This is a genomic window from Burkholderia sp. 9775_39 (assembly GCF_015712225.1).
GTDB classification, from domain to species: domain Bacteria; phylum Pseudomonadota; class Gammaproteobacteria; order Burkholderiales; family Burkholderiaceae; genus Burkholderia; species Burkholderia cenocepacia.
On record NZ_JACCQC010000007.1, the window covers coordinates 46,512 to 70,821 of the forward strand.

Here is a 24,310-nt window from a genome sequence, read left to right on the forward strand (position 1 = left end):
TGGGGCCGAGATTGACGTCCGATTGCTTCTCGTTTCTATCTGCGATCATAGCCGTCCCAATTTGTCCTAGTCGGCAGTTTTGCAGCCAGCCGCCGACCCGAAATCAACCTCACCATGCAAGTTATCAGGGGTAATGCCATCCAACATATGGGCCAGATCTAGCTCCCTGCGCCACTGGTCATAGTTGCTTTGCAGGGCCATCCAGAAGCTCGCAGAACTGAATCCGGAGCGCTCGAGGCGCATCGCCAGATCGGGGCTGATGCTGGCGCGGCCATCGAGCACGCGCGAAAGCATCGAGCGTGACACCCTGAGCCGTTTGGCTGCACCGGCTACATCGAGGCCGAGCCGACAGCAAATATCCTCGCGCAGCTGCTCGCCGGGGTGCGGATGATTTTTTATGACCATGCCTTGTCGGCCCCCTTCCCCGAAATGACGCCGTGGCACTTCGAAGCTTCTGCATACTGCTGCAACGCTTGGCGTACGGCCGTCATTGCCTCTCTGAAATCCGAGCGCGTCGCCCGGCCCGTTTCGGCCTGGTAGAAGACGACCACGAATAGGTTTGCAACGGCCTCCGCCATTTGAGACAGATCCTTAGCGGCGTGCCGATCTATGAATTCTAGGGCCGCGAGTCGCATCGCCGTGTGATGGATAACTTCGCGAGCTTCGGTATCATGCATGGTTGCCATACTTCACCTCTCAAGTAGGTGCTGTTGTGGAAGTGCCGGCCGGTTGCCGCCGGCCGGTGCGCTTTCTAGGTTTCCTCTCGCGAGGAACGATCCTGGTTCACGAACGCGGCTACTTCGTCATTCATCGGGTTCTGCTGCTGGCGCCGATCGTTGCCGGCGCCGAGACTGTCGCCGGCGAAGCTCGCCGTATCCGCGCCAGCTGAGTCCCGGTAATCCGAGCCTCCGCGGATTGCCGCCGCGATCCTTCCGCCCGTGGTTTGGCCGATGCGTTCCTTCGCCGAGTCAATCATCGACGCGGCCTTGTCTTTTGCGACCTGGCCGGCGCCTTTCGCGAGGTTGCTCCCCATGTCGGCCGCGAAACGGCCTGCGTTGCTCATGAACGAGCTGAAACCGCCGCTGCCGCCCGACGAGCTGCTGGCGCCGCCGCCGAGGCTGCCACTACCACTACCGCCACCGCCACTACCACCACCGAGGCCGCCGGAGCCACCACCACCGCTGCCACTGAACATGCCCGACCCTTCGGCCATGTGTTGTTGCGCGCTCTGGAAGGCAGCCTTGAGCGCATTTGCACCGCCCGCTGCGCTCGTGGCGCCAGCCATAGCGGCAGAGCCAACCGAAGTTGCTGCGCTCGCGGCAAAACCTGCCGCTCCGACCGCAGCACCCGCGCCGAAGCTACCGATACCTGCACTCGAACCTCCCCCGACAACGCTCGCCAGCATCGGGGGAATCTTGGTGACAAGCACAAGCAGCACGACAGCCGAGACAAGAAGCACACAAAGGCTGTTCAAGTCCGGCTTCCCGTTCTGAAATGCCGCGTAGTACTGGTCGACAAACGACTGGCCGATCCCGACAAGCAAGATCATTGCAAAGATCTGCACACCAAGCCCCAGGACCGTTTTGTAGTAGTTGATAGCGATATCTGTGGTCCAACGCCCTCCGCCGAAGCCAAGGAGGAACACACCGCCATACGCGAGGAACCAGCCGGCTACCAGCAACAGAACCATGTTGACTGCGATCAACGCCATAACGACGAGAACGACCACCGCAGTTAGCAACATGATGGCCGATACAACCGGGGACCAGAAGTCGGCAGCGGCTCTTGTCTTCTCCAAGATGCTGAAAGCAATATCGACGATGCCGGATGGCGATAGGCTGTTACCGACGCCGGAGGCGTTCGAGGCCATCATGCGCATCGAATCGATGATCGACATCGACATTGCCGGCCCGTTCGAGAGAATCCACCAGAAGAAGCCTGTCACTGCAAAAAAACGCACCAGCTCCGCTAGTGCCTCGGTAAGCCCAGCGTTTTTCAACGCCATCAGGCCGAACGTCCACACCATGCTAATCAATACCAACCCCCAAAACAGCCAGTTCGCGTAACTGACCATTTTGTTTTGCCAAGTGCTCGCAACGTCCGCGTATTTGTGCAGGATGTTGTTCAACAGATCACCGCTGTCCAACGGAGCGGCGTGCGCGTGGGCAGCAAAGAACAGCAGCGCCATGAAAACGCTTGGCAGCACAGGTACCTTTTTCATTTCATCACCATTTCTCTTGAGAGCTGGGGCTATTCTTGCCCCCCAAGGCACACGCGTCCGCGATAGCTCGTTGTTCAGCCTTGGGCCTGCCTGTGGGGTCGTCCTTGCACGTCAATTGGACGGGCTTCTGATTGCAGCCGGACAATGAACTCAATACAACAAGCAAGCCGGTCAGTACGACAGCGACTTTCATAGCGATCACCTCACCACTTCTCCGACGAGCTACGCGTGTTCTTGCCAGCCAGAGCCTGTTGGTCAGCCACAACTTGTTGAGCCTCGCGATCGGCGACCACTTGAGCGCGAGTAGCTGCCGCTGCTGATTGGGCAGTCAGCAATCCGCGAATCTGCAGTAGCTGATTCGTCTGCGCACTGGCAAGTTGATTGGCCGCCTGGATCGCCTGCATTTGGCCCTGCGCGCTTGAGGCTTGAGCCTGTAGGACGCGCAGGTTAGCGGCGTCTGTCAAAAGCGTTTGTTGCTGCTGATCGACGCCCTTCAGCACGGCATCATTCGCACGCTTCTGTGCTTCCGAGCCGTTCGCCTCCGCAGTAAGCAGCGCCTGTCGTTGCGCATCCGAGCAGCCATTCGCGGTGAAGCACGGCGACGAACGGTAGTAGGCGACGTCCTGAAAGCGTGACAAATAGCTGTCGATGTTGCCCGCCTGGCTCTTGTAGTGGTTCAGCATGTCCTGCGCTTGCAGGAGTTTGTTGACTGTCTGACTCGCCTGATCCCACACATAAGCGGCTGGCGCCAGCGTGTTCTGGAGCATGTTCTGGTACTGCTGCAACTGCGTTGTGTATTGCTCGATTTGCTTCTGAACGGCTTGCACGTTGTTGATTGCGCTGATCGTTGTCTGCATGACGTTCGTAACGTCGATCACTGGAATGCCGCCAGCCAGTGCGGAATGCGATACCGCACCGCCGATTGCCAACGCGAGTACGACGGTTTTAGCCGCTAAAATTTTCATCTTCACAAGTGATCTCCTATCTGTTTCATACGAATCAGTTGGAACGCCAGGTAGGCCGCAGACGTTGCCCCCTCATCTACCACTGGCTGAACGACACACCTTCTTGGCGTTCAGCCACGTCAAAATCATCGCGCCACAACCAGCGCCATGATCTGGCGCATCTCGTTTTGGGTGCCCTCAATCTTTGCGAGCAAGGCGAGAATCGTGGACTGGCTGAACCCGGCAACCCGCTTGTCGTTCGTCAGCCAGAGTTTCAGCAGTCCGCCAAGGCGGCCGAGGTCAGCATTCACTTTCGCGAGATCGGCGATGTACGTGTAATCGAGGATGCTGCGTATCTCGTAGCCAAGCGCAACGTTGCGCAGATAGGCCGCCACACTCAGGCCGGCTTTTGCCGCATTGCTACGAATGGCCGCTTCCTCGTCAGGCAGCACGGGCACGCGAAGGTGAAGGCCACGTTTGTGCGTCGTCGAGTTCTTACCGTTTCCCATCGTTTATCCGAGTTCGAGCCGGCTGTTCCGGCAGTTCGCGGCGGTAGCCGCTTCCTCGCAGAGCAGGATTCCCGTTGAGCGCCGTAGGCGCGAATAAGGGAAGTGAAGATAGATATCCGGCTTCGCCGGTTAGCTAACTTCACCTATCCTGCCCCGAGATTCGCGCACAACATTCACATGCCCCGAACACCATCTGTCTCGCTGCTGAGGCGCTATCGAAACGCGATAGCGCGGCAGTAGCGAATCAGCGCACGGAAAACAGTGAAGCTAGTGCGATTACAGCGTTTCGATTGCGATTCAGTCGTGCATCGATCACACATCCGCAGCGATGAAGCGCGACCATCAAAGCAGTTCATCCCCGTTTGGGGTCGCCTTAAAGCTGAAGCCACCAATCGCTGGAATTTCCCCCTTCTTTGGCGAACCAATTCCGTTGGTTTTTAACTTGTCGCTGCGCGCCCTATCGATCCCACGCCGAGCGGGTGTGACTCCAGGGACTGACGAATCCGCGATATGCCGTCGCACGTACTTGAGGAACGTCTCGTAGCGAAATGACACACGCCCTGTCGCCCGCATGTGTTCCCAAATGGTCTTGAGTGCGTATCCGGCAGACGTGGCCTCGATCACGTCATTACGTACGGCCAGGAAGGCAACTAGATACTCATTGCGCTTGTGCTTCGCCGAATGACGCCGCTGCTCTACCCACGCAGCCAACTCATCCGAAAAATTTTTCGCCATTTCCGCCTCTTTGCAATTCACAGCCCGAATCGAGCAGGTGGGCGACCGCTTCGGTTGGGAAGTACATCCTCCGCCCAACATAGAACTTGTGACTATTGAGTCGATGCGCCCACTCGCTCTTCGGCTTGAGCAGCGCCATCCTCAAGCCCTCCGGCCTCCGTCTCAACGTAGCCGCTAGTTGCTCAAGCGTCATGACTGCACCGTACCGATCTTTCAGGATGTCGAACATTGAACTCACACACTTGGCTTGATTCCGGTTGATTGAGGTTGACTGAGGTTGATTGAGATCGTTACGCGAATTTTTGAACAAGCCGGTATAGAATCAAAGCGCCAATAACTGATGGGTTTTCTTACTAGGACTTAAAGACCTATGGCACGACCGGCACGAAGTGAATCTGAAAAAAGGCAAGGCGGAATGCGTGCGGCTGCGTTGCTGCACGTACTGGCCGCTCGCATAGGAGCGAAGAATCCGCATCAGTTCGCGGTTCGCTTTGACGACAATCTCGGCATGTTTACTCAGCAGTCCGGAAAATGGCGGGCCAACTTCGGTGGCGCAAAACCACTGTCTGCTCAGCAAAGGAAGCTACTGACACGCCTTGATACTGACGCTGACGTTCTTCATGAGGACGGACCGGCCGCACTATGGAAGGCGATGTGGGGGCAGTTGAACGAGTTGCGGTCGATAGTCTCCGTTGAGCTGGAGAAATGGCAAACACTCGATATGGTGCTTGCTGAATTTGAGGCCGACCTGCTGTTGGCCGAACTAGAGCGCGCGCCCCTCTCTCTCGCGAGTTTGGCAAAAGCTGTCGCCTTGTATCGGCTGCATCTCGAAGTCGAGGCCATCGTTCCTCTCGGCCTCGACGGCAAGGGAATATGCAGGTGTCTGAGGCTCTGCCTGGATAGCGATCAAATACAGCAGGAACTCTCCCGCCTTGGCGTTCAACAAGCCGTTGATTCCGAGTTGACGAGCTGGATCGTGTCTCGACCTGACATGGAGGTCGCGTGGGCATCGTCCCGAGCGCGATGGGACGTCCTCGCCAAACGGCTAGATTGGGTCAGTTGACGTGCCAGAAAATTTTAGCGGCTAAAATTCGGCTACTCGCGTCCCTCAAGTGTCAGCGACATACATTGGACGGCAACGCTTCGATACAGCACCGGGCCACATGACCGTCTAATTTTGTCCGCCAAGTCGAGGCTTCTCGACAGATGAAGGACATGCGCCTCCCCCCGGCACGAGCGCGAGTTGTCACAACAACGCTATCAACCTGAGAGGAAACTATGAAACTCAACCGCCCCAAACTCGTGTTCGGATTGCTTGCGATCGCCGCGACATACAGCCTGACGGCGCACGCCGAAGCAGACTACGACGGGCAATACGCTCGGAACATCGACATCACATATCAGGTTGGCGAGAACAACTCCGTTGTCGGGCAAATCACCAACAATGCGGATCGCACAGTTTACGTCGCGGCAGCCTTCAAGGGTTATGCGGCAGACGACCACGTGAGCCAGGGCGGGGCCACCGTGATCTTCGATCACCTTGGCCCTGGCGAGACCGCACGCTTTAAGAGCGGTGGTTTTTTCGAGGCGATCAAGTCGGCCAAGCTGACCACGCTGCGCACGGTTCCCTGAGTCACGGACTCCGACGATCAGCGCCGGCCACCCCGGCGAGCGAACCGCGCGCTAGCTACCGTGGCACACAACTTAGACGTTAAGGTTTACATAGAGTTAAATCGCGCGCGCGCGTTACGGTTCTTGAAACCCTTGCTACGCAAGGCTTCTTGGGACGTTCCCATCCCTAAAAGCACGAAGTAGCTCATCCGTAAAAGCACGTGGTAACTCACTGCCCCGCATCCCTGAAGGCACGTGGTGATTCACATCCGAGCGCCGGTTATCCACAACGATAGGCACGCGAGGTCAGCATCATTTTGGTCCACAGCGCTTACGAGCATGGGCCTTCTCGCGAGCCTTGGCCGACGTGTGAGGCATGCCCTTCATCATGGCTGCGATCTCGGCCCGATACCCCTTTGGGCCGTTGGCGTAGAACGTCACGTTGTCGGCTTTGGGATCGTAGGCCATGCGGTAGTCGGGTAACTCGCCGGACGCCGCCAACGCTTTGATGGCTGCCCGGAACTTGAAGAGCTTGTCGGCGCTGCCGCTCTTTTCGTGCAACGTGGCGATACTAGATTTCCACGTTGGCTGATTGCCGCAGTGCTTGCAGGCTAGCTCGTAGATGCGTCGGTCCAATGGCTTGCGCAAGCGGAAGTAGTTGGGCGAAAGGGTTTTCACCTGCATGGCGTCCACGCTGCGAAACAGCCAATCTGGCAATGTCACTTCCACGGCTACCATGCGATCGCCTCCGTCTCGCTCGATGACCTTGGCGGAATCGATCAATCCGAAGAACCCGCGTTCGCGTTTGCCGGCCGTCTCGATGTTGGTTTCGATGCGTGTGCCAGTGAGTCGCGCCAGCATCTCTCCCATGCGAATATAGGCGCGGCCACTGGTGTCGCGATTGGTCGAGTGCAGAAAATCGTAGGCCGTGAAGCGCACCGTGCGCGTGATCTCGCGGCCACGGTTCTTCGCCGCGACCAACTGACTGATGCAGTAGATCCATAGATCTTTGTCGTGAATCGTCGCGCAGCCATCAACTCCCGGTTTGACAGTTACCCTAGTCTCTTTTCGTTCGTACACACGTATGCGTCGGTCGCCGGCGCGCAGGGCGAACAGCGGGTGCTCCATGCTTGCCAGGTCGTCCTTCGGCGAAGCATCGAGAATGTCGGCGACGAAGAAATCGCATTGTCGGTGCCTGAGTGGTGCAAGGCGCGAATACGTCGATGCAGACGCATCGCAAGCCTCGCCCGGCGACGCCAGCGGCGTCGCTTCGGCGATAAAGGCTTGCATCGCTTACACCTCGGCCGCAGCTTCGGTGAGATGGACGCTGGCTTGCTTGCGATGCTGGCTCCGCTGCCGGGCAACCTGCTCGGCTTTGGTAGGTCGGCCTCGGCGTGGTCGCGGATCATCAGAGCAAACTGAGACCGCCGGGCGCGACAGACCCTCGACATGAGCCGCCAACCAGTGTTCTACGTCCTCGAGCCGCCAAAGCAACCGCTTGGTGTTCGGCAGACGGCAAATCGGCGGAAGGGACTGCGGATTGCGAGTAGCGTCGCTGCGGATGCTTGCGACAGACTTATGAAGGTAGTTGGAAAGTTGTTCTACGGTGAGCAGAGATTTCATGGGCGAATCGCTCCGATCCCGGCTGGTCGATGACCAGCCAAGTTCGGATGAGTCCGCGGTTCCGTACCTTGCCCAGATGGACGAAGACTTTACGCTTATCGCTACTTGCCCAAATTAGCAGCGAGCACTTGTACGGCGGGGTCGTCCCCCATGATTCCCTCGCTCTCCAAGCTATGCTGTCCAGTTAGTTTCCGGCCTCATCCTGACCGGTGGAAGTCATAAACCTGGCGATTGCTTTCGGCATCCTTTCTGGCTCACCCGCCAATCCGCTTATGGCAGGGGCTGCTGAACAGTCCGTGGCTCCACGCTTTGTGGGCAAGGTGCGGTTTGCTAGACCCCTTGCCCTTTGCTTTTGTCTCGTAGCCGTTCTGTACGTCTTCAGCGCGATTGCCAAGAATCGTACCCGCAATTTGCTGCAATGTCATGCATGCGGTGCGGGGGATGCGCTGCACACCTTGGCACAAATTTGGCACACGTGGTGTGCCAAAACCTGCTTCCAAATGCAAAACAACGCACTACATCGCTAGACGTAGTGCGTTGTTTTTACTGGAATTTATGGTGGAGCGGAGGAGGATCGAACTCCCGACCTTCGCATTGCGAACGCGACGCTCTCCCAGCTGAGCTACCGCCCCAACAGTCAATCATCATACACACGCATTTCCGCGCTTGGCAATAGGGGTTACGTCACCCCCGACGCGTTACTTTGACGGCGCGCCAGCCAGCACCCATTCGACCACCGACCGGACGTCGGCGTCGCTCATGCGCGGATGCGCGGGCATCGGAATCGCGCCCCACACACCGGAGCCGCCGTCCTTCACCTTCTTCGACAGCTTCGCGACGGCCTGCGGATCGGACTTGTAACGCGCGGCGATATCCTTGAACGACGGGCCGACGAGCTTGCGGTCCACCGCATGGCAGCCCATGCACGCGTTGCTGCGCGCAACTTTCAGGCCGTCGCCGACGTCCGCATGCGCGGCGCCCAGCGTGCCGGCCACGAGCGCCGCGGCCGCGGCGCCCTGCACCATCCGGCGTTTCATCGATTTGATCTGCATGCCCGTCATTGCGCCTTCGCCTTCGGATTGCCCGGATGCACGCTCGACGAATTCGAGATCGGCGCGGGCGGCTGCAGCGGCGTGGACTGCACCGACGCGTCGGGCACCGCGCCGACCGTCGCGTTGTCCGCCGGTGCGGCAGCCGCCTGCGCGCCGGAGGCGCCGCTCGCGGGCGACGCGTCCTGCAGCGCCTGCGCGTCCTGCGGCTTCACGTACTGGAACACCTTCACGACCTTCTCGACGCCCGGCACCTGGCTCGCGGCTTCCGCGCCGCGATTGCCTTCGTCCACCGTCACGAGGCCCATCAGGTAAAGATTGCCGCGTTCGCTGACGACCTTGTAGTAGTTCGCCGAGATGCCCTTCGTCGCAATCAGCTCCGACTTCACGCGGCCTTCGAGGTACGAGTCGTTCGCGCGCGACGACAGCGACGACGCCGGCTCGACCGACAGCTCGTTGACGATGCCGTTCACGTTGTTGATGCCGCGCACGATTTCCTCGGCGCGCTGCTTCGACGCATCGTTCGGCACTTCGCCCGTCAGCAGCACGCGGCGGTTGAACACCGTCACGTTCACGTGCGACTGGTCCGGCAGCCCGTTGTTGATCTGCGTGAGCGACTTGACCTGGATCTCGCGATCCTCCGTCTGGGCGCCGAGCGTGCGGCGATCGGTCGCGATCAGCGCGCCGCCGCCGGCCGCGGCCCCCACGACCCCGAGCACGCAGCCCTGCAGCGATACGGCGAGGCCCGCCGTCAGCGCGGCGAGCAGCGTGGTTCTGACGAGCGTCTGTTTGACGCGGCTTTGATTCATCGACGGCTCTCCTTCGTTCAATCCTCACCCAGCAGCATCGCGTCGATGCCGTCGCACAGGCTGTGGATGGTCAGCAGATGGACTTCGTGGATGCGCGCCGCGCGAACGGCGGGCACGCTGATCGGAATATCGGTGTCGGACAGCGCGGCCGCGACCGTGTGGTCGTTGCCGCCCGTCAATGCGACGACGGTCATCTCGCGCTCGTGCGCCTCGTCGATCGCCGCGAGCACGCGCGGCGATGCGCCGCCCGCATCGAGCACCAGCAGGATGTCGCCCGTCTGGCCCAGCACGCGCACCTGCTGCGCAAACAACTGCTCGGCGGCGGCCGCGCCGGCGAGGCCGGCCTGCGACGCGTCGGTGGCCAGCGCGATCGCGGGCAGGCCCGGACGCTCGCGCTCGAAACCGCCGACGAGCGACGCGGCGAGGTACTGCGCGGCGGCGGCCGACGGGCCGTCACCGCACGCGACGATCTTGTTGCCGTTCGCCAGCGCGGCGAACATCGCATCGACCGCGGCTGCGATCGGCAGCGACAGCGCGTCGGCCGCTTCGGCATGAAGCGCGGCGCTGTCGCGGAATTGTTGCTGAATACGTTCGACTGACATCGATTCCTGGTGAACTGGGCGCGTGGCACCACTCGCGCGACATCGTGGGTGCGGCGAGTTTACCGTACTCCGGCGCCCTCTCCGGGGGTCCGGCAAGAACTCTTTACATCTCGTCACAGCTCGCCCTACGCGTCGTCGGTACGAAATGCGTCGCGCAGCCACGCAAGCCGGCCGGCCTCGAACGCGACGACGTCGAAACGGCACGCGGCACCGGCGCCGTGCCGCGACCAGAACTGCAGCGCGGCCGCGACCAGACGCCGCCGCTTGCGCCAGCCGACGCTCGCGGCCGCGCCGCCATGCCGGGTGCTGCGCCGCGCGCGCACCTCGACGAACACGAGCATGCCGTCGGGCTCGCGCATCACGAGATCGAGCTCGCCGCCGCGCATCGTCACGTTCGCGGCGACGAACCCCAGACCGTGACGCTCGAGAAACTGCCGCGCGCGCTGCTCGAACGCGGCGCCGACCGGTTTGGATCGCGCCGCGCCGGAAAAGTTGTCGCCCGAACGTGGCCGACCGCGCGCGCCCTCCGGCCGCGCCGGCGCCGCGTGGCACAATGCCGTCCTTGTTCCGCTCGTGCCGCGATTGCGTGCATTGCCTGCCATGACTGCCCTCCTCGAACTCGCGCATACGCAGCACTACCCGGACGCCACGCTCTACGTGGTCGCCACGCCGATCGGCAATACGGCCGACATCACGCTGCGCGCGCTGCACGTGCTCGGCCTCGCCGACCGCATCGCGGCCGAAGACACCCGCAACACGGGCCAGCTGCTCGCCCGCTACGGGATCTCGAAACCGCTCGTCGCCGTGCACGAGCACAACGAACGCGAAGCCGCGCAGCGCGTGATCGAGCTGCTGCGCGGCGGCGAACGCGTGGCCTATGTGTCGGACGCCGGCACGCCGGGCATCTCGGACCCCGGCGCGCGGCTCGTCGACGCCGTGCGCGCGGCCGGCTTCGCGGTGGTTCCGCTGCCTGGCGCGAGCGCGGCCGTGACCGCGCTCAGCGTGGCCGGCGACTGGGCCGGCGCGTTCACGTTCGCGGGCTTCCTGCCGCCGAAGGCGAAACAGCGCGCGAGCGCGCTGCAGGCGCTGGTGTCGCACCCGTACGCGCTGGTGTTCTACGAAGCGCCGCACCGGATCGCCGAAACCGTCGCCGCGCTCGCCGACGCGTTCGGCCCCGCGCGCCGGCTGCTGATCGCGCGCGAACTCACCAAGCTACACGAGCAGTTGTTCCAGGGCACCCTGGCCGAAGGACAGGGCTGGCTCGCCGGCGACGCGAACCGGCAGCGCGGCGAGTTCGTGCTGGTCGTCGAAGGTGCGCCGGCGGCAAGCGGCGAAGCCGACGACGCCGCGCACGACGCGCTGCTCAGGCTGCTGCTCGAAGAGGTGCCGGTGAAAAGCGCGGCAAAGCTCGCGGCCGCGTTGACGGGCGCATCGCGCAACGCGCTGTATGCGCGTGCGCTCGTGCTGAAGGAAGGCACGGAAGGCTGACGCGCACCGCCGCCGCGCGGAAACGACAAAGGGCTGCCGGAAGGCAGCCCTTTGTGCATGAGCGGACGATTGGCCGCGTTACTTCGCCGAGATCGACGCGAACATTTCGTCGCGGGCCTCGCGTGCTTCCTGCGGCGACAACCCTTCGATCTTCACGCGGCCCGTGCCGGCGTGCACGAGGCCGATCACCTTGGCCGCCGCGTACGACAGGTCGAGCACGCGACCGCGCTTGAACGGCCCGCGATCGTTGACCTTCACGACGACCCACTTGCCGGTCGATGCGTTCGTCACCTTGATGTACGACGACAGCGGCAGCGTGCGGTGCGCGGCGGTAAACGCGTTCATGTTGAAGCGTTCGCCGTTCGCGGTGCGGCGGCCGTGGAAGTCCCGCCCGTACCACGATGCGCGACCGGTCTGGCGGAAATCGGATACATCCTTGCCGTCGATCGGCTCGGCGTCCGCCAGCGACGACTTCTTCGCGTCCTTGCTGTCGGCCGCCGGCATCGATGCCAGCGCGGAATCGAAACTGAGGGGCTGCTTGTCGTCGTCCGCCTTCGCGGCAGCGGCCGTCTTGTCGACCGCCTTCTTCTGGTTCACGCTGCCGGTGGTCTGGCTGGGTGGCACCGCACAGCCCGTCAGCGCAAAAAACAATGCAATGGTTCCGAATCGGCTCGGAAAACGTAAATTCATCGACGTGTCGCCTTCTGGTTCGGGCCGCATCGATACAACGCTGCTACACAACGCAGAGATGCGACCCGGACGGCAAATGCGTGCACGCCCCGCTCGAAGGCGAGCAGGCGGCTAGCATGGGCGCGGCGTTCGTCTAGGCCGCAACCGTCCTGATTAGTTTTCACGTCTGGCGCAACCTGTCCCCAACAGCCTGACCAGACCCCACATGCCGCCATCGAACATGGCTTCACGTTCGCGCGCGTCGATACGACCAACGCACAGGAACGGCGGCACAGGCCTCATCCGGCGGCGCGGCAGCAGGGCCGCAGGCGGGCGCGCAGCACCCGGCCGGACAAGACGTGAGCACCGAATGCTCGGTGCTGGATACACCGCCGGACTCCCCGGCGGCCGATGCTTGACGGTGAATCGGACGCCTCATTTAACGGGGCCGAAACACCAGCGAATTGCGTGAAATTCACGCGCAATGGGGCGCATTATACATAAATCAAAACCTTGTCTCGAAAAGCACCCCCGGCGCACCATTGATTCTCGCTATGGCTGTAACAATCGACATGCTCCGGGAATGCCCGCATCCGCGCGCCACGGCATGCATCGCACGCCCGGCAGCCCGCACGCGCGACCGGTACAATCGCTCCTTTTAGCCGCCGGTGCTCCCATGAAAGTCACGCTCATTCCGGTCACGCCGTTCCAGCAGAACTGCTCGCTGCTCGTCTGCGAGAAGACGGGCCGCGCGGCCGTCGTCGATCCGGGCGGCGATCTCGACCGGATCGAACAGGAAGTCGCGCGGCAGAACGTGCAGGTCGAGAAGGTGCTGCTCACGCACGGGCACATCGATCACTGCGCGGGCGCGAAGACGCTCGCGACGCACTACGGCGTGCCGATCGAAGGGCCGCAGGAAGAAGAGCGCTTCTGGATCGAGAAGCTGCCGATGCAGAGCGAGCGCTTCGGCTTCCCGGCCGCCGACAGCTTCGAGCCCGACCAGTGGCTGAACGACGGCGACACCGTGCGGTTCGGCGACGAGACGCTCGAGGTCTATCACTGCCCGGGCCACACGCCGGGCCACGTCGTGTTCTTCAGCCGCGCGCATCGCATCGCGATCGTCGGCGACGTGCTGTTCGCGGGCTCGATCGGCCGGACCGATTTCCCGCGCGGCAATCACGAGGACCTCGTCCGTTCGATCAAGGAAAAGCTGTGGCCGCTCGGCGACGACGTCACGTTCGTCCCCGGCCACGGCCCGGTGTCGACGTTCGGCGACGAGCGCCGCACGAATCCGTTCGTGTCCGACAAGGTATTCGGATGAACCAGACCGCCATCCCCGAAATTTACGTCAGCACCGACGTCGAGGCCGACGGCCCGATTCCCGGTCCGCATTCGATGCTGAGCTTCGCGTCGGCCGCCTATACCGAGGACAAGCAGCTGATCGCGACGTTCTCGGCGAACCTCGAGACGCTGCCCGGCGCGCACGCGCACCCGGTGCAGGAAGCGTGGTGGAAGACCGAGCCGGAAGCCTGGGCCGCGTGCCGGCGCGATCTGCAGACGCCCGAGGCGGCGCTGGTCGCCTACGTCGAATGGGTCGAGGCGCTGCCTGGCAAGCCGGTGTTCGTCGCGATGCCGGCCGGCTTCGATTTCACGTTCATGTTCTGGTACATGATGCGCTTCGCCGGGCGCTGCCCGTTCTCGTGGTCGGCGCTCGACATCAAGACGCTCGCGTTCGCGATGACCGGCCTGCCGTACCGCAAGGCGATCAAGCCGCGCTTTCCGAAGCACTGGTTCGACGATCATCCGCACACGCACGTCGCGCTCGACGATGCGATCGAGCAAGGCGCGCTGTTCTGCAACATGCTCGCCGACCTGCGCCGACAGCAGGCCGCGCTGGCGGGCCTGGCCGTATCGGATACCGATCGGTCGGAAAGCGCGGGGGCAGGACAAAATCCCACGGATCCGCGGGCAAATTAGCGAATCTCGCTCAACAGCGCGTCGCCAGATTGCCTTTCCTTTCCCGGCCCTCTAACATTCAGCGTGTTGTAGCTGCCGCATGGAGGCGCAGGTGACGCTCGATTCCTTTTCGCAAAAAATCCTTCGCCTGTTGCAGCTCGACGCGCGCCGTTCCGTTCAGGAAATCTCCGACCAGGTCGGCCTGTCGAGCACGCCGTGCTGGCGCCGCATCAAGGACATGGAACAGTCGGGCGTGATCCAGCGCTACACGGCGCTGCTCGATCGCGAGAAGCTCGGCCTGCACGTCTGCGCGCTCGCGCACGTGCACCTGACGCGCCACAACGAAGGCGGCGTCGAACAGTTCGAGCGCGAGATCGCGACCTGCCCGGAAGTCACCGAGTGCTACAGCACGACCGGCGAAGCCGATTACATCCTCAAGATCGTCGCGCCGGACATCAAGGCCTACGACGTGTTCCTGCACGAACGCATCTTCAAGATCCCGGCCGTGTCGCAGGTGCGCACGAGCGTCGTGCTGCGCGAAATCAAGTTCGACACGCAACTGCCGCTGTAACGCGCCGGCCCGCCCCCGCGGCGGGCCGCGTTCACGGTTGCCGGTTGCCGGTCACGTCCGCGCGGGCAACGTGCGCGTGAAGCCGATCCGGCGCGCGCCGAATTCGCGCTTCAGCGTCTCGATGTCGAGCCGGCCGGCCAGCGCCGCATCGGTGTCGCGCGGATCGCTGTCGAGCGTCACGTCGACCTCGAGCCCCGTACTCAGGTAATGCAGGTTGATCGCCGCCGCGCGCAGGCCGCGCTGCGCGAGCGCGGCCTCGAGCCGCGCCGCGAGCTCGCCGCGCGGCGGCAGCGCGAGCGCCGGACGGCGCGCCGCATCGTTCTCCGGGTCGACGTGGATCAGCGCATCGAGCACGCGCGGGTCGGACAGCACGCGCGCCCGCGCGGTCTCGGCGATGTAGTGCCCTTCGGAGACGGAGATCTTCGGATCGACGAGGATGTGCGCATCGACGAGCGCGGCATCACCCATCTTGCGCGTGCGCAGGTCGTGCACGTCGCGCACGCCGGGCGTCGCGGCGAGCAGCGCGCGGATCTCGGCCGTGTCGGCCGTATCGAGCGCGCGGTCGGAGAGGTCCTGCAACGCGTCATAGCCGAACGTCCAGCCCATGCGCGCGACCATGAAGCCGACGATCGCAGCCGCGATCGGGTCGAGCAACCGCACGCCGGCCAGGCTGCCGACGATGCCGATCGCGACGACGAGCGACGACGCGGCATCCGAACGTGCATGCCATGCGTTGGCGACGAGCATCGCCGAGCGTACGCGCCGCGCTTCGCGCAGCATGTAGCGAAACAGCGCTTCCTTCGACACGAGCACCGTCAGCGCAACGATCAGCGCGGAAAAATGCACGGCCGGAATGTTTTCGAGATTAACGAGGCGATCGCCGGCACGCCAGAGCATGCCGATACCGACTGCAATCAGGATCGCGCCGAGAAACAGCGACGCGACCGTCTCGTAGCGGCTATGGCCGTAATTGTGGTCGGCATCCGGCGAGGCGCCGCTATGCCGATTCGCAACCAGCACGACAAAATCCGAGATCAAATCGGAAATCGAATGCACACCGTCAGCAATCAATGCCTGCGAATGCGCAATCACGCCGACGACGATCTGAAATGTCGCAAGCACGACATTCAGGACAATACTGACGAGCGTGCTCTTGCGCGCAACTGCGTGCTTATCTGCGCTCTGCGCGTCGCCGGAAAACGTAGACATGAAATATGAGATATCGGTGTGCGCATCGGTGTGCGATACGCAATTCTATCAAAAGCGCCCCGCAAGCCCTTCCAATACCCACAAATTTCTCATTTAAATCAACCGCTTATACGAACGTGTCGCATTTTCATTCACACGACGTTTCTTACATTTTTATGACGGCGCCGAGCGGGCCGCCGGCGCCCGGAAAACAAAAAAGCCGCGCTCCTCGACGGACACGCGGCTCTTTTGAAGAGCGGGCAACCTAAACGAACGTTTAAATCGCAAACTGTTCGCGGTTCTTGCCGGCGATCCAGCGCGGCGGCTTGCCACGGCCCGACCACGTCGCGCCCGTTTCCGGATCGCGGTATTTTGCCGCCACGCCTGCGCGCGGACGACCGACCTTGCCGGCCTTCGCGCGGCTGAGACCGAGTTCGGCGAGCGAAAAGCCGTAGTCGGCAATTTTCTGCTTCACGTCATTCAGCACTTCAGCGTATTCACGCGACTTCGCTTCTTCGATTTGCTTCTCCAGCTTCTCCCGCTGGGCCAGCAGGTCCTTGTAAGAAGACATAGTTTCCCTTTCTATCTGACCAATGGCGCCGGTCTGCAGCCAGCTCACCATTCATGAAATATATGTGCCTCGGATTTTCGAAGGCAGAGATTAGCACAAAAAAGATTTGATAGAAGCGAGATTCATGAAAATACCGAGACCCATTGTAATTCACACATGTCATTTTGACCGGCCGCGGCCTTTTCTCAAATTTTTACGCTCCTACACAGAGATTAGGACATTAGCGATTGACTATTAGGTCTATCAACATACGCAATTACCCTGCATTCGAAAAAATCAAAGCTTTCATCGGACGACAGTTTTGCGAAAACCACATGACGCGGTTTGCTAAACGGACTCATCACTGACCCGCGACGTCACGTCACATCCTGTGCGCAGGCGATCAGCCGGTCGCGCAGCGCGCCGATGTCGGCCGACGGCGCGTCGAACGGCGTGCGCACCCGGCGGCCGTCGCATCGCCAGTCCGCGCCATGGCGATCGACGCCGAGCAGGTCGAGCCCGTCGCGGCGTGCGTCGCCCGCCTCGTACGCGTGCCACAGCGCCTGCTCGTCGTCGAACGCGAGCGGCGGCAGCGCATCGAGCTGCGTGCCGTCGACCCAGCCCATTCGCCCGAACCCGCCGATGTAGCGCAGCCGCTCGATCTCGAGCGCCCAGAACGCGAAATCGCCGAGCGCGAGATAGCGTGCGGCGTCCGGTTCGTAGCGCAGGTAGCGCGCGGTGACGTGCGGATCGTCGCCGAGCGGCACGAACCGGCCCAACAGCGTCGCGCGCTCGGCGTTCAGGACGTCGCCGTCGCCGGCATCGACGACGAGGAAACCCGCACGCGGATCGGCGACGAGATTGCGCGTGTGCTCGGCCAGGCCGCTCACCAGGATCACGGGACGATGGCTCGCATCGGGTGCAAACGGCACGACGGTCGGATACGGAAAGCCCTGCGGTTCGCGCGCATGGGTTGCAAGCGTGCCGAGCGCGCAGCGGTGCAGCAGATGCAGGGCGAAGGCGGGATCGATGTTCAAGGGGACTCCTGCGGTCGAAAGGGCGCATCGGGCATGGTTTCGATGTTACCCGCGCACGCCGCGTGCCGCGCATCGGCCGAACGGCCAGTCCGTCACCGGGGCGCCACCGCGAGACGACCCGCTCTCCAGCGCATCGGCCGAACGGCCATCGCCCGGCAGGATCGTAAGCGGTTCGATAGAATCGGACAGGTCCGACGGGCGCCGCGTGCGCCCGCGCATTTTCCTGACGAGCCTTCCCGTGTCCGAATCCTCCTCCCCCGAATCGTCGTCCCCGTTCGCCGCGCCGCCCGACGCGCATCGCGTGCTGTCGCTGCCGGCCCGCCAGCGTGCGCGCACGGCGTCGATGGCGCTGTTCTTCGTCGCCGGCATGATGTACGCGTCGTGGGGCGTGCACGTGCCGACCGTGCGCGACAAGTTCGCGCTGAGCCCCGGGCTGCTGTCGATCGCGCTGTTCGCGGTCGCCGGCGGGTCGATCGCCGCGATGCTGACCATCGCGCGCTGGATCGCGCGCGTCGGCTCGCGCACCGCGTGCCTCGCCGGCGGGCTCGTGATGTCCGCGTGCGCGGCGCTGATCCTCGTCGTGCCCGACTACTGGATGCTGCTCGCGGTGCTCGCGCTGTTCGGCTTCTCGATGGCGACACTCGACGTCGCGATGAATGCCGAGGCCAGCGCGGTCGAAATCGCGCTCGGCAAGCCGATCATGTCGTCGCTGCACGGGATGTTCAGCATCGGCGGGATGGCCGGCGCAGCGGCCGGCGGCGCGCTGCTGTCGGCCGGCATGGCGCCGGTCGCGCATCTCGCGCTCGCGGCGGCGGTAAGCGCCGCGGTGCTCGTGGCCGCGAGCCCGGCCGTGCTGCCGCACGTGCCGCACCACGAACAGGCGCACGGCGGCGGCAACCGCTGGCGCTCGCCCGCATTGTGGATGCTCGGCGGCATCGCACTGATCGCGCTGATCGCCGAAGGCGCGATGTACGACTGGGCGACGGTCTACATGCGCGACGTCGTCGCGGCGAGCCCGGCGCTCGCGAGCGCCGCGTACGCGGCGTTCTCGGGCGGGATGGCCCTCGCGCGCTTCGCGGGCGACGCCGTGCGCGCCCGCTTCGGCGCGCCGCAGCTCGTGTTCGCGAGCGCGTCGCTCGCGTGCGCGGGGATGATCGGCGCGCTGCTGCTGCCGTATCCGGCCGCGGTGCTGACCGGCTTCACGCTGATGGGTCTCGGGCTGGCCAACATGATGCCCGTGCTGTTCGCGGCCGCCGCGCGCGTGAAAGGCATCCACGCGGCCGAAGGGCTCGCGCACGTGGCCGGGCTCGCGTATTTCGGACTGCTGTTCGGTCCGGTCGTGATCGGCGCGGTCGCGCAGGCCGCGAACCTGACGATCGGCCTGTCGGTCGTCGCGCTGTGCGCGGCGCTCGTTGCGCTCGTCGCGCCGAAGGTGCTGTCGCACCTGAAGATCTGACGGCACGGCTGCGCACGCCGGCCCAAAAAGAAAACGCGCATGCGTTGCCGCATGCGCGCTTTCACCCCTTCTGTTGACCGCTTGTCGCGTTACATCTTCACTTCGTCGAGCAGCGACTTCTTGCCGCTCTTGTAGTTGTACAGCGAGATCACGCCGTGCTGCAGGTCGCCCTTCGAGTCGAAGGTCGTCGTGCCGATCACGCCCGTGTACTTCGTCGCCGGCATCGCCGCGAGGATCTTCGCCGGGTCCGTCGAGTTCGCGCGCTTCATCGCGTCGGCGATGATGTACACGGCGTCATACGTGAACGGTGCGTAGATCTGGATCGGCTGGCCGAAACGCTTCTCGTACTTCGCCTTGAACGCCGCGCCGCCCGGCATCTTCTCGAGCGAAGCACCGGCTTCCGAGCACACGATGTTGTCGGTCGCGTCGCCGGCCAGGTCGGCCAGCTTTTCCGTGCACACGCCGTCGCCCGCGAAAATCTTCGCGCGCAGGCCGAGCTGCTTCGCCTGTTTCGCGAACGGGCCGCCGGTGGCATCCATGCCGCCGTACATGATCGCGTCCGGGTTCTCGCCCTTGATCTTGGTCAGAATCGCGCGGAAGTCGACTGCCTTGTCGTTCGTCGCGTCATGCGACATCACCTTCAGGCCGAGCGCCTTCGCCTTCTTCTCGAATTCGTTCGCGAGACCCTGGCCGTACGCGGTCGAATCGTCGACCACCGCCACGCTCTTGATGCCCTTCGAGTGCGCGTAGTCGGCCAGTGCCGGGCCCTGCTGCGCATCGGTCGCGACCACGCGATACGTGGTCTTGAAGCCCTGCTGCGTGTAAGCCGGGTTGGTCGCCGACGGCGAGATCTGCACGACGCCCGCATCGCTGTAGATCTTCGAGGCCGGGATCGACGTGCCCGAGTTCAGGTGGCCGACCACCGCGACGACCTTGTCGTCGACGAGCTTCTGCGCAACCTGCGTCGCCTGCCGCGGGTCGGCGGCGTCATCCTGCGGGTCCAGTTGCAGCGTGATCTTCTGGCCGCCGATCGTGAGACCCTTCGCGTTGATCTCCTCGACTGCGAGACGTGCGCCGTTTTCGTTGTCCTTGCCCAGGTGTGCAATGCCGCCCGTCAAGGGCGCGACGTGGCCGATCTTGACGACTTGATCGGCGGACGCGTTGCTTGCAGCTGCAGCACACAGCATCGCCGCGGCGGTGATCGGCAACAGCTTTTGCATCTTGATATTCATGTAAGTCTCCAGTTCGGTCCCAATAAACGCCATCGCCCGGTGCCCCGCTGCCATCCCCGTGTTTGCAATCACTGGACGATTCGCCGGTTGCATCGTTCATGCACTTGGCCTCAAGCACGTGAAAACAGCCGCTTTTAGCGGCCACCCGCCCGTACTTGCGCGCAAGTGTAGGTGATCAAATTAATTTGTGGGACTTTTTTGGGGTAGTGGTAACACTACCGATACGCGCGCTTTGGAAGGAGGACTCGAATATCGCCGCAAGCCCCGCCGGATAAGGGTTTCCGCTAATTCCCGGCGATCTTTTGAAAGGTCGTTTCAACGCATTCCCGGGGTATTTCGATTCGGTATTTTGTGCCCGGGATCGTTGAATGAAACGCGTGTGACGGCACACGCGTTTCGTCGTCCGACATGAACGATTTCTGGCGGCCGATGCGGGGTTCAGGCGGCCGAGGCGCGCCATTCGGCGTCGAGCGCGGCAACCAGTTGCGACGTCGTCAGCGTGTCGCCGCGCCGCCGCGCGAGGGGTGCGCCCTGCCCGGCCCACAGCGACAGATAGTCGCCGTCGTTCGCGCGCGCGGCGGCCTGGCGCAGCGGCTGGGTCAGCGCGTTCTGCACCGGATACGGTGCCGCGTCGGCCACGTGCTCGCCGAGCCGCGCCATCAGCGTGTTGCGCAGCCCGCGTGCGTGACGGCCGGTGATCGCGCGCGTGACCTGCGTCGACGTATCGGCGCTCGCGAGCAGACGCGCCTTCCAGTCCGCGGCGATCGCGCTTTCCGCGCACGTGAGGAACGCGGTGCCGAGTTGCGCGGCCTGCGCGCCGAGCGCGAGCGCGGCCGCGATCCCGCGGCCGTCCATGATGCCGCCCGCGGCCAGCACGGGCAGCCCCGTCGCGTCGACGAGTTGCGGGACGAGCGCGAGCGTGCCGATCAGCGCGTCGTCGGCGGAGCCGATGAAGGTGCCGCGATGGCCGCCGGCCTCGGCGCCCTGCGCGGACAGCGCGTCGGCACCGGCCGCCTGCCACGCGAGCCCTTCGGCCACGTGCGTCGCGGTGCCGATCACATAAGTGCCGGCGGCTTTCAGGCGGGCGACGTCGGCCGCGTCGAGCACGCCGAACGTGAAGCTCGCGACCGGCACGCGCAGCGCAACGAGCGCATCGAGCTGCGCGCGGAAATCGGGCGCATAGCGCGCGGGCGCCGTGCCCGGCGGCAAGCCGAGCGTCGCGTTCAGCGGGTCGATCGCGGCCAGCGCACGCGCGACGGTCGCCGCATCGGGCGCGGCTTCATCGGGCAACACGAACAGGTTGATCGCGAACGGGCGATCGGTCGCCGCGCGGATCGCGGCGACTTCGGCCTCGATGCGCTCGGGCGCGAGCGCGCCGGCGCCGAGGCTGCCGAGCGCACCGGCATTCGACGCGGCGGCGACCATCGCGGTCGTGGTCGCGCCGACCATCGGCGCCTGCACGAGCGGCAGACGCAGGCCGAAGCGTTCGGAAAAGGGGGTGGACAACGAGCGGGCAGACATGGCGAATCCTTCGATGACGATGCGCGAAAGCGCTTTGTAAAGGCCGACACATCGACTCTATCGAAGCGGCGCGGCGCCGAAAAATGAATAATCGAGATCGAAACGATCGCTGCGCGAGAAACGGGCGCGTGCACTGCAGCATCGAACGATTGGTGGCACACTAGGCCGCCCTCTTTTCACCCTGGGGGCGCGCATTGCGCACCCCGCACGCCAGGAGTTCAGAACGTGACTGCCCAATGGATCGACATCCCGACCGGTAACGACAGCTTCGGCGGCTATCTCGCGCTGCCCAAGCGCGGCAAGGGCCCTGCCGTCATCATCATCCAGGAGATTTTCGGCGTGAACGCGCACATCCGTGCAGTCGCCGACCAGTACGCGGCCGACGGCTTCGTCGCGCTCGCGCCCGACGTGTTCTGGCGCACGCAGCCGCGCGTCGAGCTGACCTACGAAGGCGCGGATCGCGACAAGGGCATCGAGCTGATGAAAAAGACCGACGTGGGTCTCGCGGTCGCGGACATCGGCGCGGCGGCCGACGCGTTGCGCGCCCGCCCCGAAGTGGACGGCAAGCTCGCCGCGATCGGCTACTGCTTCGGCGGCCAGCTCGCATACCGCGCGGCCGCAACCGGCAAGCTCGATGCGGCGGTGTCCTATTACGGCGGCGGCATCCAGAACGCGCTCGACCTCGCCGGCCAGGTCACGCAGCCGATCCTGTTCCACTACGCGGAAAACGACCACGGCATTCCGCTCACCGCGGTCGACCAGGTGAAGGCCGCGTTCGCCGGCCACGGCCATGCGTCGTTCCACGTGTACCCGGGCGCCGAGCACGGCTTCAACTGCACGGACCGCGCGTCGTACAACCAGCGTGCCGCGGCGCTCGCGCACGGCCGCACGCTGACGTTCCTCGCCGAGCACCTCTAAAAACGCCGGCCGCGGGCCCGCCACGCCGGGCCCGTGTTATGCTCGCACCATCGCCATGAGTCACAACGGGGGTGACCGCGATGCACTCGGACTATCTCGCGCATGACGCCATCGGACTCGCCGCGCTCGTGCGCGACCGCCAGGCCAGCCCGCGCGAACTGCTCGACGCCGCGATCGGCCAGGCCGAAGCGGTCAACGGCGCGATCAACGCGATCGTGCTGCAGGACTACGAAGCCGCGCGCCAGCGTGCGGCGAGCGCGCCCGAACCGGGCGCCGCCACGCCGTTCGCGGGCGTGCCGTATCTCGTCAAGGATCTCGGCGCGGCGGTCGCCGGCTTGCCGCTGTCGATGGGCAGCCGGCACTACCGCTACTTCGTGCCGGCCGACGATTCGCCGGTGATCGCGCGCAGCCGCGCGGCGGGTCTGAACGTGTTCGGCAAGACCAACACGTCCGAGATCGGCCAGATGCCGTACACGGAACCCGAACTGTTCGGCGCGTGCCGCAACCCGTGGAATCTCGACCACACGCCCGGCGGCTCGAGCGGCGGCGCGGCGGCGGCCGTCGCGGCCGGCATCGTGCCGCTCGCGCATGCGTCCGACGGCGGCGGCTCGATCCGCATTCCGGCGTCGTGCTGCGGGCTGTTCGGCCTGAAGCCGAGCCGCAACCCGGTGCTGGTCGACCTGCCGTCGAACGGCGAACTCGTGGTCCAGCATGCGGTGTCGCGCAGCGTGCGCGACAGTGCGCTGCTGCTCGACGTGACGACCGGCCAGACGCTGCCGCCCGGCGCGCCCGGCACCTTCCTCGGCGCGCTCGATACGCCGCCCGGCCCGTTGCGGATCGGCCTCGTCGTCGATCCGATGCTCGCGCCGGCGCTCGCCGACGACACGCGCGCGGCGCTCGACGACGCGGCCGCGCTGCTCGAATCGCTCGGCCATCACGTCGAGCCGACGACGCTGCAGATCGACTATGCGCGCGCGGCCGAAACCTTCCTGACGCTGTGGGCGACGATCGCCGAAGAAATGGTGCTCGGCGCGCGCGAGCTGACCGGGCGCACGCCGCGGCGCGGCGAATTCGAGGCCGCGACGTGGGCGATGGCCGTGGTCGGCCGCCGCCTCGCGCGCACGCGCCTGCCGGACGTACTCGAATGGCAGCGCCAGCTCACCGTGCAGGTCGCCGGTCTCGTGTCGCGCTACGACGCGATCCTGTGCGCCTCGCTCGCGGGGCCCCCCGTGAAGATCGGCGAACTGCAGCCGACGCCGTTCGAATCCGCGCAGATGAAGCTGGTCGCCGCGTTGCCGGTGAAGCCGCTGCTGAAGGAAATGCTCGCGAGGTCGTCGGAGAAGGCGTTCGCGTGGGCCGGCTGCACCGAGCTGTTCAACCTGACCGGCCAGCCGGCGATGTCGGTGCCGCTGTACTGGAATGCGCGCGGGCTGCCGATCGGCGTGCAGTTCGCCGCGCGCCACGCGGACGAAGCGTTGCTGCTGAAGCTCGCGCGGCAGCTCGAACAGGCGCGGCCGTGGTTCGACCGCCGCCCGCCGCTGATGCAGGCGCAGCGCTGATTCAGCGGCTTCCGCCACGCGGCATGCGCGGCGCTTCACGATAAAAAAGCCCCGCCGGCGCA

The 24,310-nt window shown here is 64.3% G+C and carries 28 protein-coding genes and 1 tRNA gene; 9 read left to right on the forward strand and 20 right to left on the reverse strand.

The genetic code is table 11. The annotated features are described in order from the left end of the window. Window positions 1-66: 66 nt before the first annotated feature. From H0X90_RS11530 to H0X90_RS35740, 7 genes are all read right to left on the reverse strand, one after another. Entirely contained in the window at window positions 67-405 is a 339-nt protein-coding gene (locus tag H0X90_RS11530; protein ID WP_095412727.1) for a HigA family addiction module antitoxin, read from the reverse strand. Then, a complete protein-coding gene (locus H0X90_RS11535; RefSeq protein WP_095412726.1) occupies window positions 396-686 on the reverse strand; it encodes a type I toxin-antitoxin system ptaRNA1 family toxin in 291 nt (96 codons plus the stop codon). The genes H0X90_RS11530 and H0X90_RS11535 overlap by 10 nt, the downstream gene beginning before the upstream one ends. Window positions 687-751: 65 nt before the next feature. Next, window positions 752-2,221, reverse strand: coding sequence for a P-type conjugative transfer protein TrbL (gene trbL / locus H0X90_RS11540; protein ID WP_196438144.1), 1,470 nt, complete (start codon window positions 2,219-2,221; stop codon window positions 752-754). 203 nt (window positions 2,222-2,424) lie between these two features. Then, window positions 2,425-3,192, reverse strand: a complete 768-nt coding sequence (gene trbJ, locus H0X90_RS11545) for a P-type conjugative transfer protein TrbJ (protein WP_330165461.1) — start codon at window positions 3,190-3,192, stop codon at window positions 2,425-2,427. Between the two features lie 119 nt (window positions 3,193-3,311). Then, complete coding sequence (traJ, locus tag H0X90_RS11550) at window positions 3,312-3,674, reverse strand: conjugal transfer transcriptional regulator TraJ (protein WP_196438145.1); 363 nt, start codon at window positions 3,672-3,674, stop codon at window positions 3,312-3,314. Between the two features lie 342 nt (window positions 3,675-4,016). Further along, window positions 4,017-4,409, reverse strand: coding sequence for a TraK family protein (locus H0X90_RS11555; protein WP_196438146.1), 393 nt, complete (start codon window positions 4,407-4,409; stop codon window positions 4,017-4,019). Continuing rightward, window positions 4,387-4,548 (reverse strand): hypothetical protein, encoded by a 162-nt coding sequence (locus tag H0X90_RS35740; RefSeq protein ID WP_230877722.1) that lies wholly within the window; start codon window positions 4,546-4,548, stop codon window positions 4,387-4,389. The genes H0X90_RS11555 and H0X90_RS35740 overlap by 23 nt, the downstream gene beginning before the upstream one ends. A gap of 231 nt (window positions 4,549-4,779) precedes the next feature. On the opposite strand from H0X90_RS35740, the gene H0X90_RS11565 reads away from it, so the two are divergent. Further along, window positions 4,780-5,472, forward strand: coding sequence for a hypothetical protein (locus H0X90_RS11565; RefSeq protein ID WP_196438147.1), 693 nt, complete (start codon window positions 4,780-4,782; stop codon window positions 5,470-5,472). Between the two features lie 215 nt (window positions 5,473-5,687). Next, the gene (locus H0X90_RS11570; protein ID WP_085519801.1) at window positions 5,688-6,041 is read left to right on the forward strand and encodes an FxLYD domain-containing protein; all 354 of its coding nucleotides are present in this window, start codon (window positions 5,688-5,690) and stop codon (window positions 6,039-6,041) included. 291 nt (window positions 6,042-6,332) lie between these two features. Here the strand turns inward: H0X90_RS11570 and H0X90_RS11575 are convergent, their stop codons facing one another. From H0X90_RS11575 to H0X90_RS11605, 7 genes are all read right to left on the reverse strand, one after another. Next, a complete protein-coding gene (locus tag H0X90_RS11575) occupies window positions 6,333-7,310 on the reverse strand; it encodes a replication initiator protein A (protein ID WP_196438148.1) in 978 nt (325 codons plus the stop codon). Window positions 7,311-7,313: 3 nt separating this feature from the next. Beyond that, the gene (locus tag H0X90_RS11580; RefSeq protein WP_085519803.1) at window positions 7,314-7,643 is read right to left on the reverse strand and encodes a hypothetical protein; all 330 of its coding nucleotides are present in this window, start codon (window positions 7,641-7,643) and stop codon (window positions 7,314-7,316) included. A 556-nt stretch (window positions 7,644-8,199) separates the two neighbouring features. Beyond that, a tRNA-Ala gene (locus H0X90_RS11585) sits at window positions 8,200-8,275 on the reverse strand. A gap of 66 nt (window positions 8,276-8,341) precedes the next feature. Beyond that, on the reverse strand, window positions 8,342-8,704 hold the full coding sequence (locus tag H0X90_RS11590; protein ID WP_006497443.1) for a c-type cytochrome: 363 nt from the start codon (window positions 8,702-8,704) through the stop codon (window positions 8,342-8,344). After that, window positions 8,701-9,501, reverse strand: coding sequence for a BON domain-containing protein (locus H0X90_RS11595; protein WP_006483342.1), 801 nt, complete (start codon window positions 9,499-9,501; stop codon window positions 8,701-8,703). Before H0X90_RS11595 ends, H0X90_RS11590 begins: the two co-directional genes overlap by 4 nt. Window positions 9,502-9,518: 17 nt before the next feature. Next, window positions 9,519-10,103, reverse strand: coding sequence for an SIS domain-containing protein (locus H0X90_RS11600; RefSeq protein WP_006497445.1), 585 nt, complete (start codon window positions 10,101-10,103; stop codon window positions 9,519-9,521). A 125-nt stretch (window positions 10,104-10,228) separates the two neighbouring features. Further along, window positions 10,229-10,657, reverse strand: a complete 429-nt coding sequence (locus tag H0X90_RS11605) for a YraN family protein (RefSeq protein WP_012492275.1) — start codon at window positions 10,655-10,657, stop codon at window positions 10,229-10,231. 46 nt (window positions 10,658-10,703) lie between these two features. Here H0X90_RS11605 and rsmI point away from each other — a divergent pair, with 46 nt between their 5' ends. Then, on the forward strand, window positions 10,704-11,591 hold the full coding sequence (gene rsmI, locus H0X90_RS11610) for a 16S rRNA (cytidine(1402)-2'-O)-methyltransferase (RefSeq protein WP_006483673.1): 888 nt from the start codon (window positions 10,704-10,706) through the stop codon (window positions 11,589-11,591). 78 nt (window positions 11,592-11,669) lie between these two features. Here the strand turns inward: rsmI and H0X90_RS11615 are convergent, their stop codons facing one another. Beyond that, entirely contained in the window at window positions 11,670-12,281 is a 612-nt protein-coding gene (locus H0X90_RS11615) for a septal ring lytic transglycosylase RlpA family protein (RefSeq protein ID WP_006483675.1), read from the reverse strand. 655 nt (window positions 12,282-12,936) lie between these two features. Here H0X90_RS11615 and H0X90_RS11620 point away from each other — a divergent pair. The 3 genes from H0X90_RS11620 to H0X90_RS11630 all read left to right on the forward strand — a co-directional run bounded on the left by H0X90_RS11620 (window position 12,937) and on the right by H0X90_RS11630 (window position 14,787). Beyond that, window positions 12,937-13,581: an MBL fold metallo-hydrolase gene (locus tag H0X90_RS11620; protein WP_006483678.1), complete on the forward strand. Its 645-nt coding sequence runs from the start codon at window positions 12,937-12,939 to the stop codon at window positions 13,579-13,581. Next, window positions 13,578-14,237, forward strand: coding sequence for an exonuclease (locus tag H0X90_RS11625; RefSeq protein ID WP_006483674.1), 660 nt, complete (start codon window positions 13,578-13,580; stop codon window positions 14,235-14,237). Before H0X90_RS11620 ends, H0X90_RS11625 begins: the two co-directional genes overlap by 4 nt. A 79-nt stretch (window positions 14,238-14,316) precedes the next feature. Beyond that, a complete protein-coding gene (locus tag H0X90_RS11630; RefSeq protein ID WP_006477376.1) occupies window positions 14,317-14,787 on the forward strand; it encodes an Lrp/AsnC family transcriptional regulator in 471 nt (156 codons plus the stop codon). 51 nt (window positions 14,788-14,838) lie between these two features. Here the strand turns inward: H0X90_RS11630 and H0X90_RS11635 are convergent, their stop codons facing one another. The 3 genes from H0X90_RS11635 to H0X90_RS11645 all read right to left on the reverse strand — a co-directional run bounded on the left by H0X90_RS11635 (window position 14,839) and on the right by H0X90_RS11645 (window position 17,562). Next, window positions 14,839-15,996, reverse strand: a complete 1,158-nt coding sequence (locus H0X90_RS11635; RefSeq protein ID WP_034201108.1) for a cation diffusion facilitator family transporter — start codon at window positions 15,994-15,996, stop codon at window positions 14,839-14,841. A 256-nt stretch (window positions 15,997-16,252) separates the two neighbouring features. Continuing rightward, complete coding sequence (locus H0X90_RS11640) at window positions 16,253-16,546, reverse strand: H-NS family nucleoid-associated regulatory protein (protein ID WP_006491875.1); 294 nt, start codon at window positions 16,544-16,546, stop codon at window positions 16,253-16,255. A gap of 356 nt (window positions 16,547-16,902) precedes the next feature. After that, window positions 16,903-17,562 (reverse strand): HugZ family protein, encoded by a 660-nt coding sequence (locus tag H0X90_RS11645; protein ID WP_006485629.1) that lies wholly within the window; start codon window positions 17,560-17,562, stop codon window positions 16,903-16,905. A gap of 238 nt (window positions 17,563-17,800) precedes the next feature. Between H0X90_RS11645 and H0X90_RS11650 the strand changes: the two genes are divergently transcribed. Continuing rightward, window positions 17,801-19,018: an MFS transporter gene (locus H0X90_RS11650; RefSeq protein ID WP_012492273.1), complete on the forward strand. Its 1,218-nt coding sequence runs from the start codon at window positions 17,801-17,803 to the stop codon at window positions 19,016-19,018. 89 nt (window positions 19,019-19,107) lie between these two features. On the opposite strand, the gene H0X90_RS11655 is transcribed toward H0X90_RS11650, so the two are convergent. Then, a complete protein-coding gene (locus H0X90_RS11655) occupies window positions 19,108-20,250 on the reverse strand; it encodes a branched-chain amino acid ABC transporter substrate-binding protein (protein WP_006491874.1) in 1,143 nt (380 codons plus the stop codon). A 438-nt stretch (window positions 20,251-20,688) separates the two neighbouring features. Continuing rightward, a complete protein-coding gene (locus H0X90_RS11660) occupies window positions 20,689-21,771 on the reverse strand; it encodes a nitronate monooxygenase family protein (RefSeq protein WP_006484030.1) in 1,083 nt (360 codons plus the stop codon). 225 nt (window positions 21,772-21,996) lie between these two features. Here H0X90_RS11660 and H0X90_RS11665 point away from each other — a divergent pair, with 225 nt between their 5' ends. Together H0X90_RS11665 and H0X90_RS11670 are read left to right on the forward strand one after the other, a co-directional pair. Then, window positions 21,997-22,689: a dienelactone hydrolase family protein gene (locus tag H0X90_RS11665; protein WP_006484034.1), complete on the forward strand. Its 693-nt coding sequence runs from the start codon at window positions 21,997-21,999 to the stop codon at window positions 22,687-22,689. Window positions 22,690-22,769: 80 nt separating this feature from the next. After that, window positions 22,770-24,248 (forward strand): amidase, encoded by a 1,479-nt coding sequence (locus tag H0X90_RS11670; protein WP_034201875.1) that lies wholly within the window; start codon window positions 22,770-22,772, stop codon window positions 24,246-24,248. Window positions 24,249-24,310: the final 62 nt, after the last annotated feature.

Bases quoted from the DNA above. Each gene is read 5' to 3' on its own strand.
- H0X90_RS11530 (WP_095412727.1), bottom strand. From the start codon at position 405: ATGGTCATAAAAAATCATCCGCACCCCGGCGAGCAGCTGCGCGAGGAT.
- H0X90_RS11535 (WP_095412726.1), bottom strand. From the start codon at position 686: ATGGCAACCATGCATGATACCGAAGCTCGCGAAGTTATCCATCACACG.
- trbL (WP_196438144.1), bottom strand. From the start codon at position 2,221: ATGAAAAAGGTACCTGTGCTGCCAAGCGTTTTCATGGCGCTGCTGTTC.
- traJ (WP_196438145.1), bottom strand. From the start codon at position 3,674: ATGGGAAACGGTAAGAACTCGACGACGCACAAACGTGGCCTTCACCTT.
- H0X90_RS11555 (WP_196438146.1), bottom strand. From the start codon at position 4,409: ATGGCGAAAAATTTTTCGGATGAGTTGGCTGCGTGGGTAGAGCAGCGG.
- H0X90_RS35740 (WP_230877722.1), bottom strand. From the start codon at position 4,548: ATGGCGCTGCTCAAGCCGAAGAGCGAGTGGGCGCATCGACTCAATAGT.
- H0X90_RS11565 (WP_196438147.1), top strand. From the start codon at position 4,780: ATGGCACGACCGGCACGAAGTGAATCTGAAAAAAGGCAAGGCGGAATG.
- H0X90_RS11570 (WP_085519801.1), top strand. From the start codon at position 5,688: ATGAAACTCAACCGCCCCAAACTCGTGTTCGGATTGCTTGCGATCGCC.
- H0X90_RS11575 (WP_196438148.1), bottom strand. From the start codon at position 7,310: ATGCAAGCCTTTATCGCCGAAGCGACGCCGCTGGCGTCGCCGGGCGAG.
- H0X90_RS11580 (WP_085519803.1), bottom strand. From the start codon at position 7,643: ATGAAATCTCTGCTCACCGTAGAACAACTTTCCAACTACCTTCATAAG.
- H0X90_RS11590 (WP_006497443.1), bottom strand. From the start codon at position 8,704: ATGACGGGCATGCAGATCAAATCGATGAAACGCCGGATGGTGCAGGGC.
- H0X90_RS11595 (WP_006483342.1), bottom strand. From the start codon at position 9,501: ATGAATCAAAGCCGCGTCAAACAGACGCTCGTCAGAACCACGCTGCTC.
- H0X90_RS11600 (WP_006497445.1), bottom strand. From the start codon at position 10,103: ATGTCAGTCGAACGTATTCAGCAACAATTCCGCGACAGCGCCGCGCTT.
- rsmI (WP_006483673.1), top strand. From the start codon at position 10,704: ATGACTGCCCTCCTCGAACTCGCGCATACGCAGCACTACCCGGACGCC.
- H0X90_RS11615 (WP_006483675.1), bottom strand. From the start codon at position 12,281: ATGAATTTACGTTTTCCGAGCCGATTCGGAACCATTGCATTGTTTTTT.
- H0X90_RS11620 (WP_006483678.1), top strand. From the start codon at position 12,937: ATGAAAGTCACGCTCATTCCGGTCACGCCGTTCCAGCAGAACTGCTCG.
- H0X90_RS11625 (WP_006483674.1), top strand. From the start codon at position 13,578: ATGAACCAGACCGCCATCCCCGAAATTTACGTCAGCACCGACGTCGAG.
- H0X90_RS11630 (WP_006477376.1), top strand. From the start codon at position 14,317: ATGGAGGCGCAGGTGACGCTCGATTCCTTTTCGCAAAAAATCCTTCGC.
- H0X90_RS11635 (WP_034201108.1), bottom strand. From the start codon at position 15,996: ATGTCTACGTTTTCCGGCGACGCGCAGAGCGCAGATAAGCACGCAGTT.
- H0X90_RS11640 (WP_006491875.1), bottom strand. From the start codon at position 16,546: ATGTCTTCTTACAAGGACCTGCTGGCCCAGCGGGAGAAGCTGGAGAAG.
- H0X90_RS11655 (WP_006491874.1), bottom strand. From the start codon at position 20,250: ATGAATATCAAGATGCAAAAGCTGTTGCCGATCACCGCCGCGGCGATG.
- H0X90_RS11660 (WP_006484030.1), bottom strand. From the start codon at position 21,771: ATGTCTGCCCGCTCGTTGTCCACCCCCTTTTCCGAACGCTTCGGCCTG.
- H0X90_RS11670 (WP_034201875.1), top strand. From the start codon at position 22,770: ATGCACTCGGACTATCTCGCGCATGACGCCATCGGACTCGCCGCGCTC.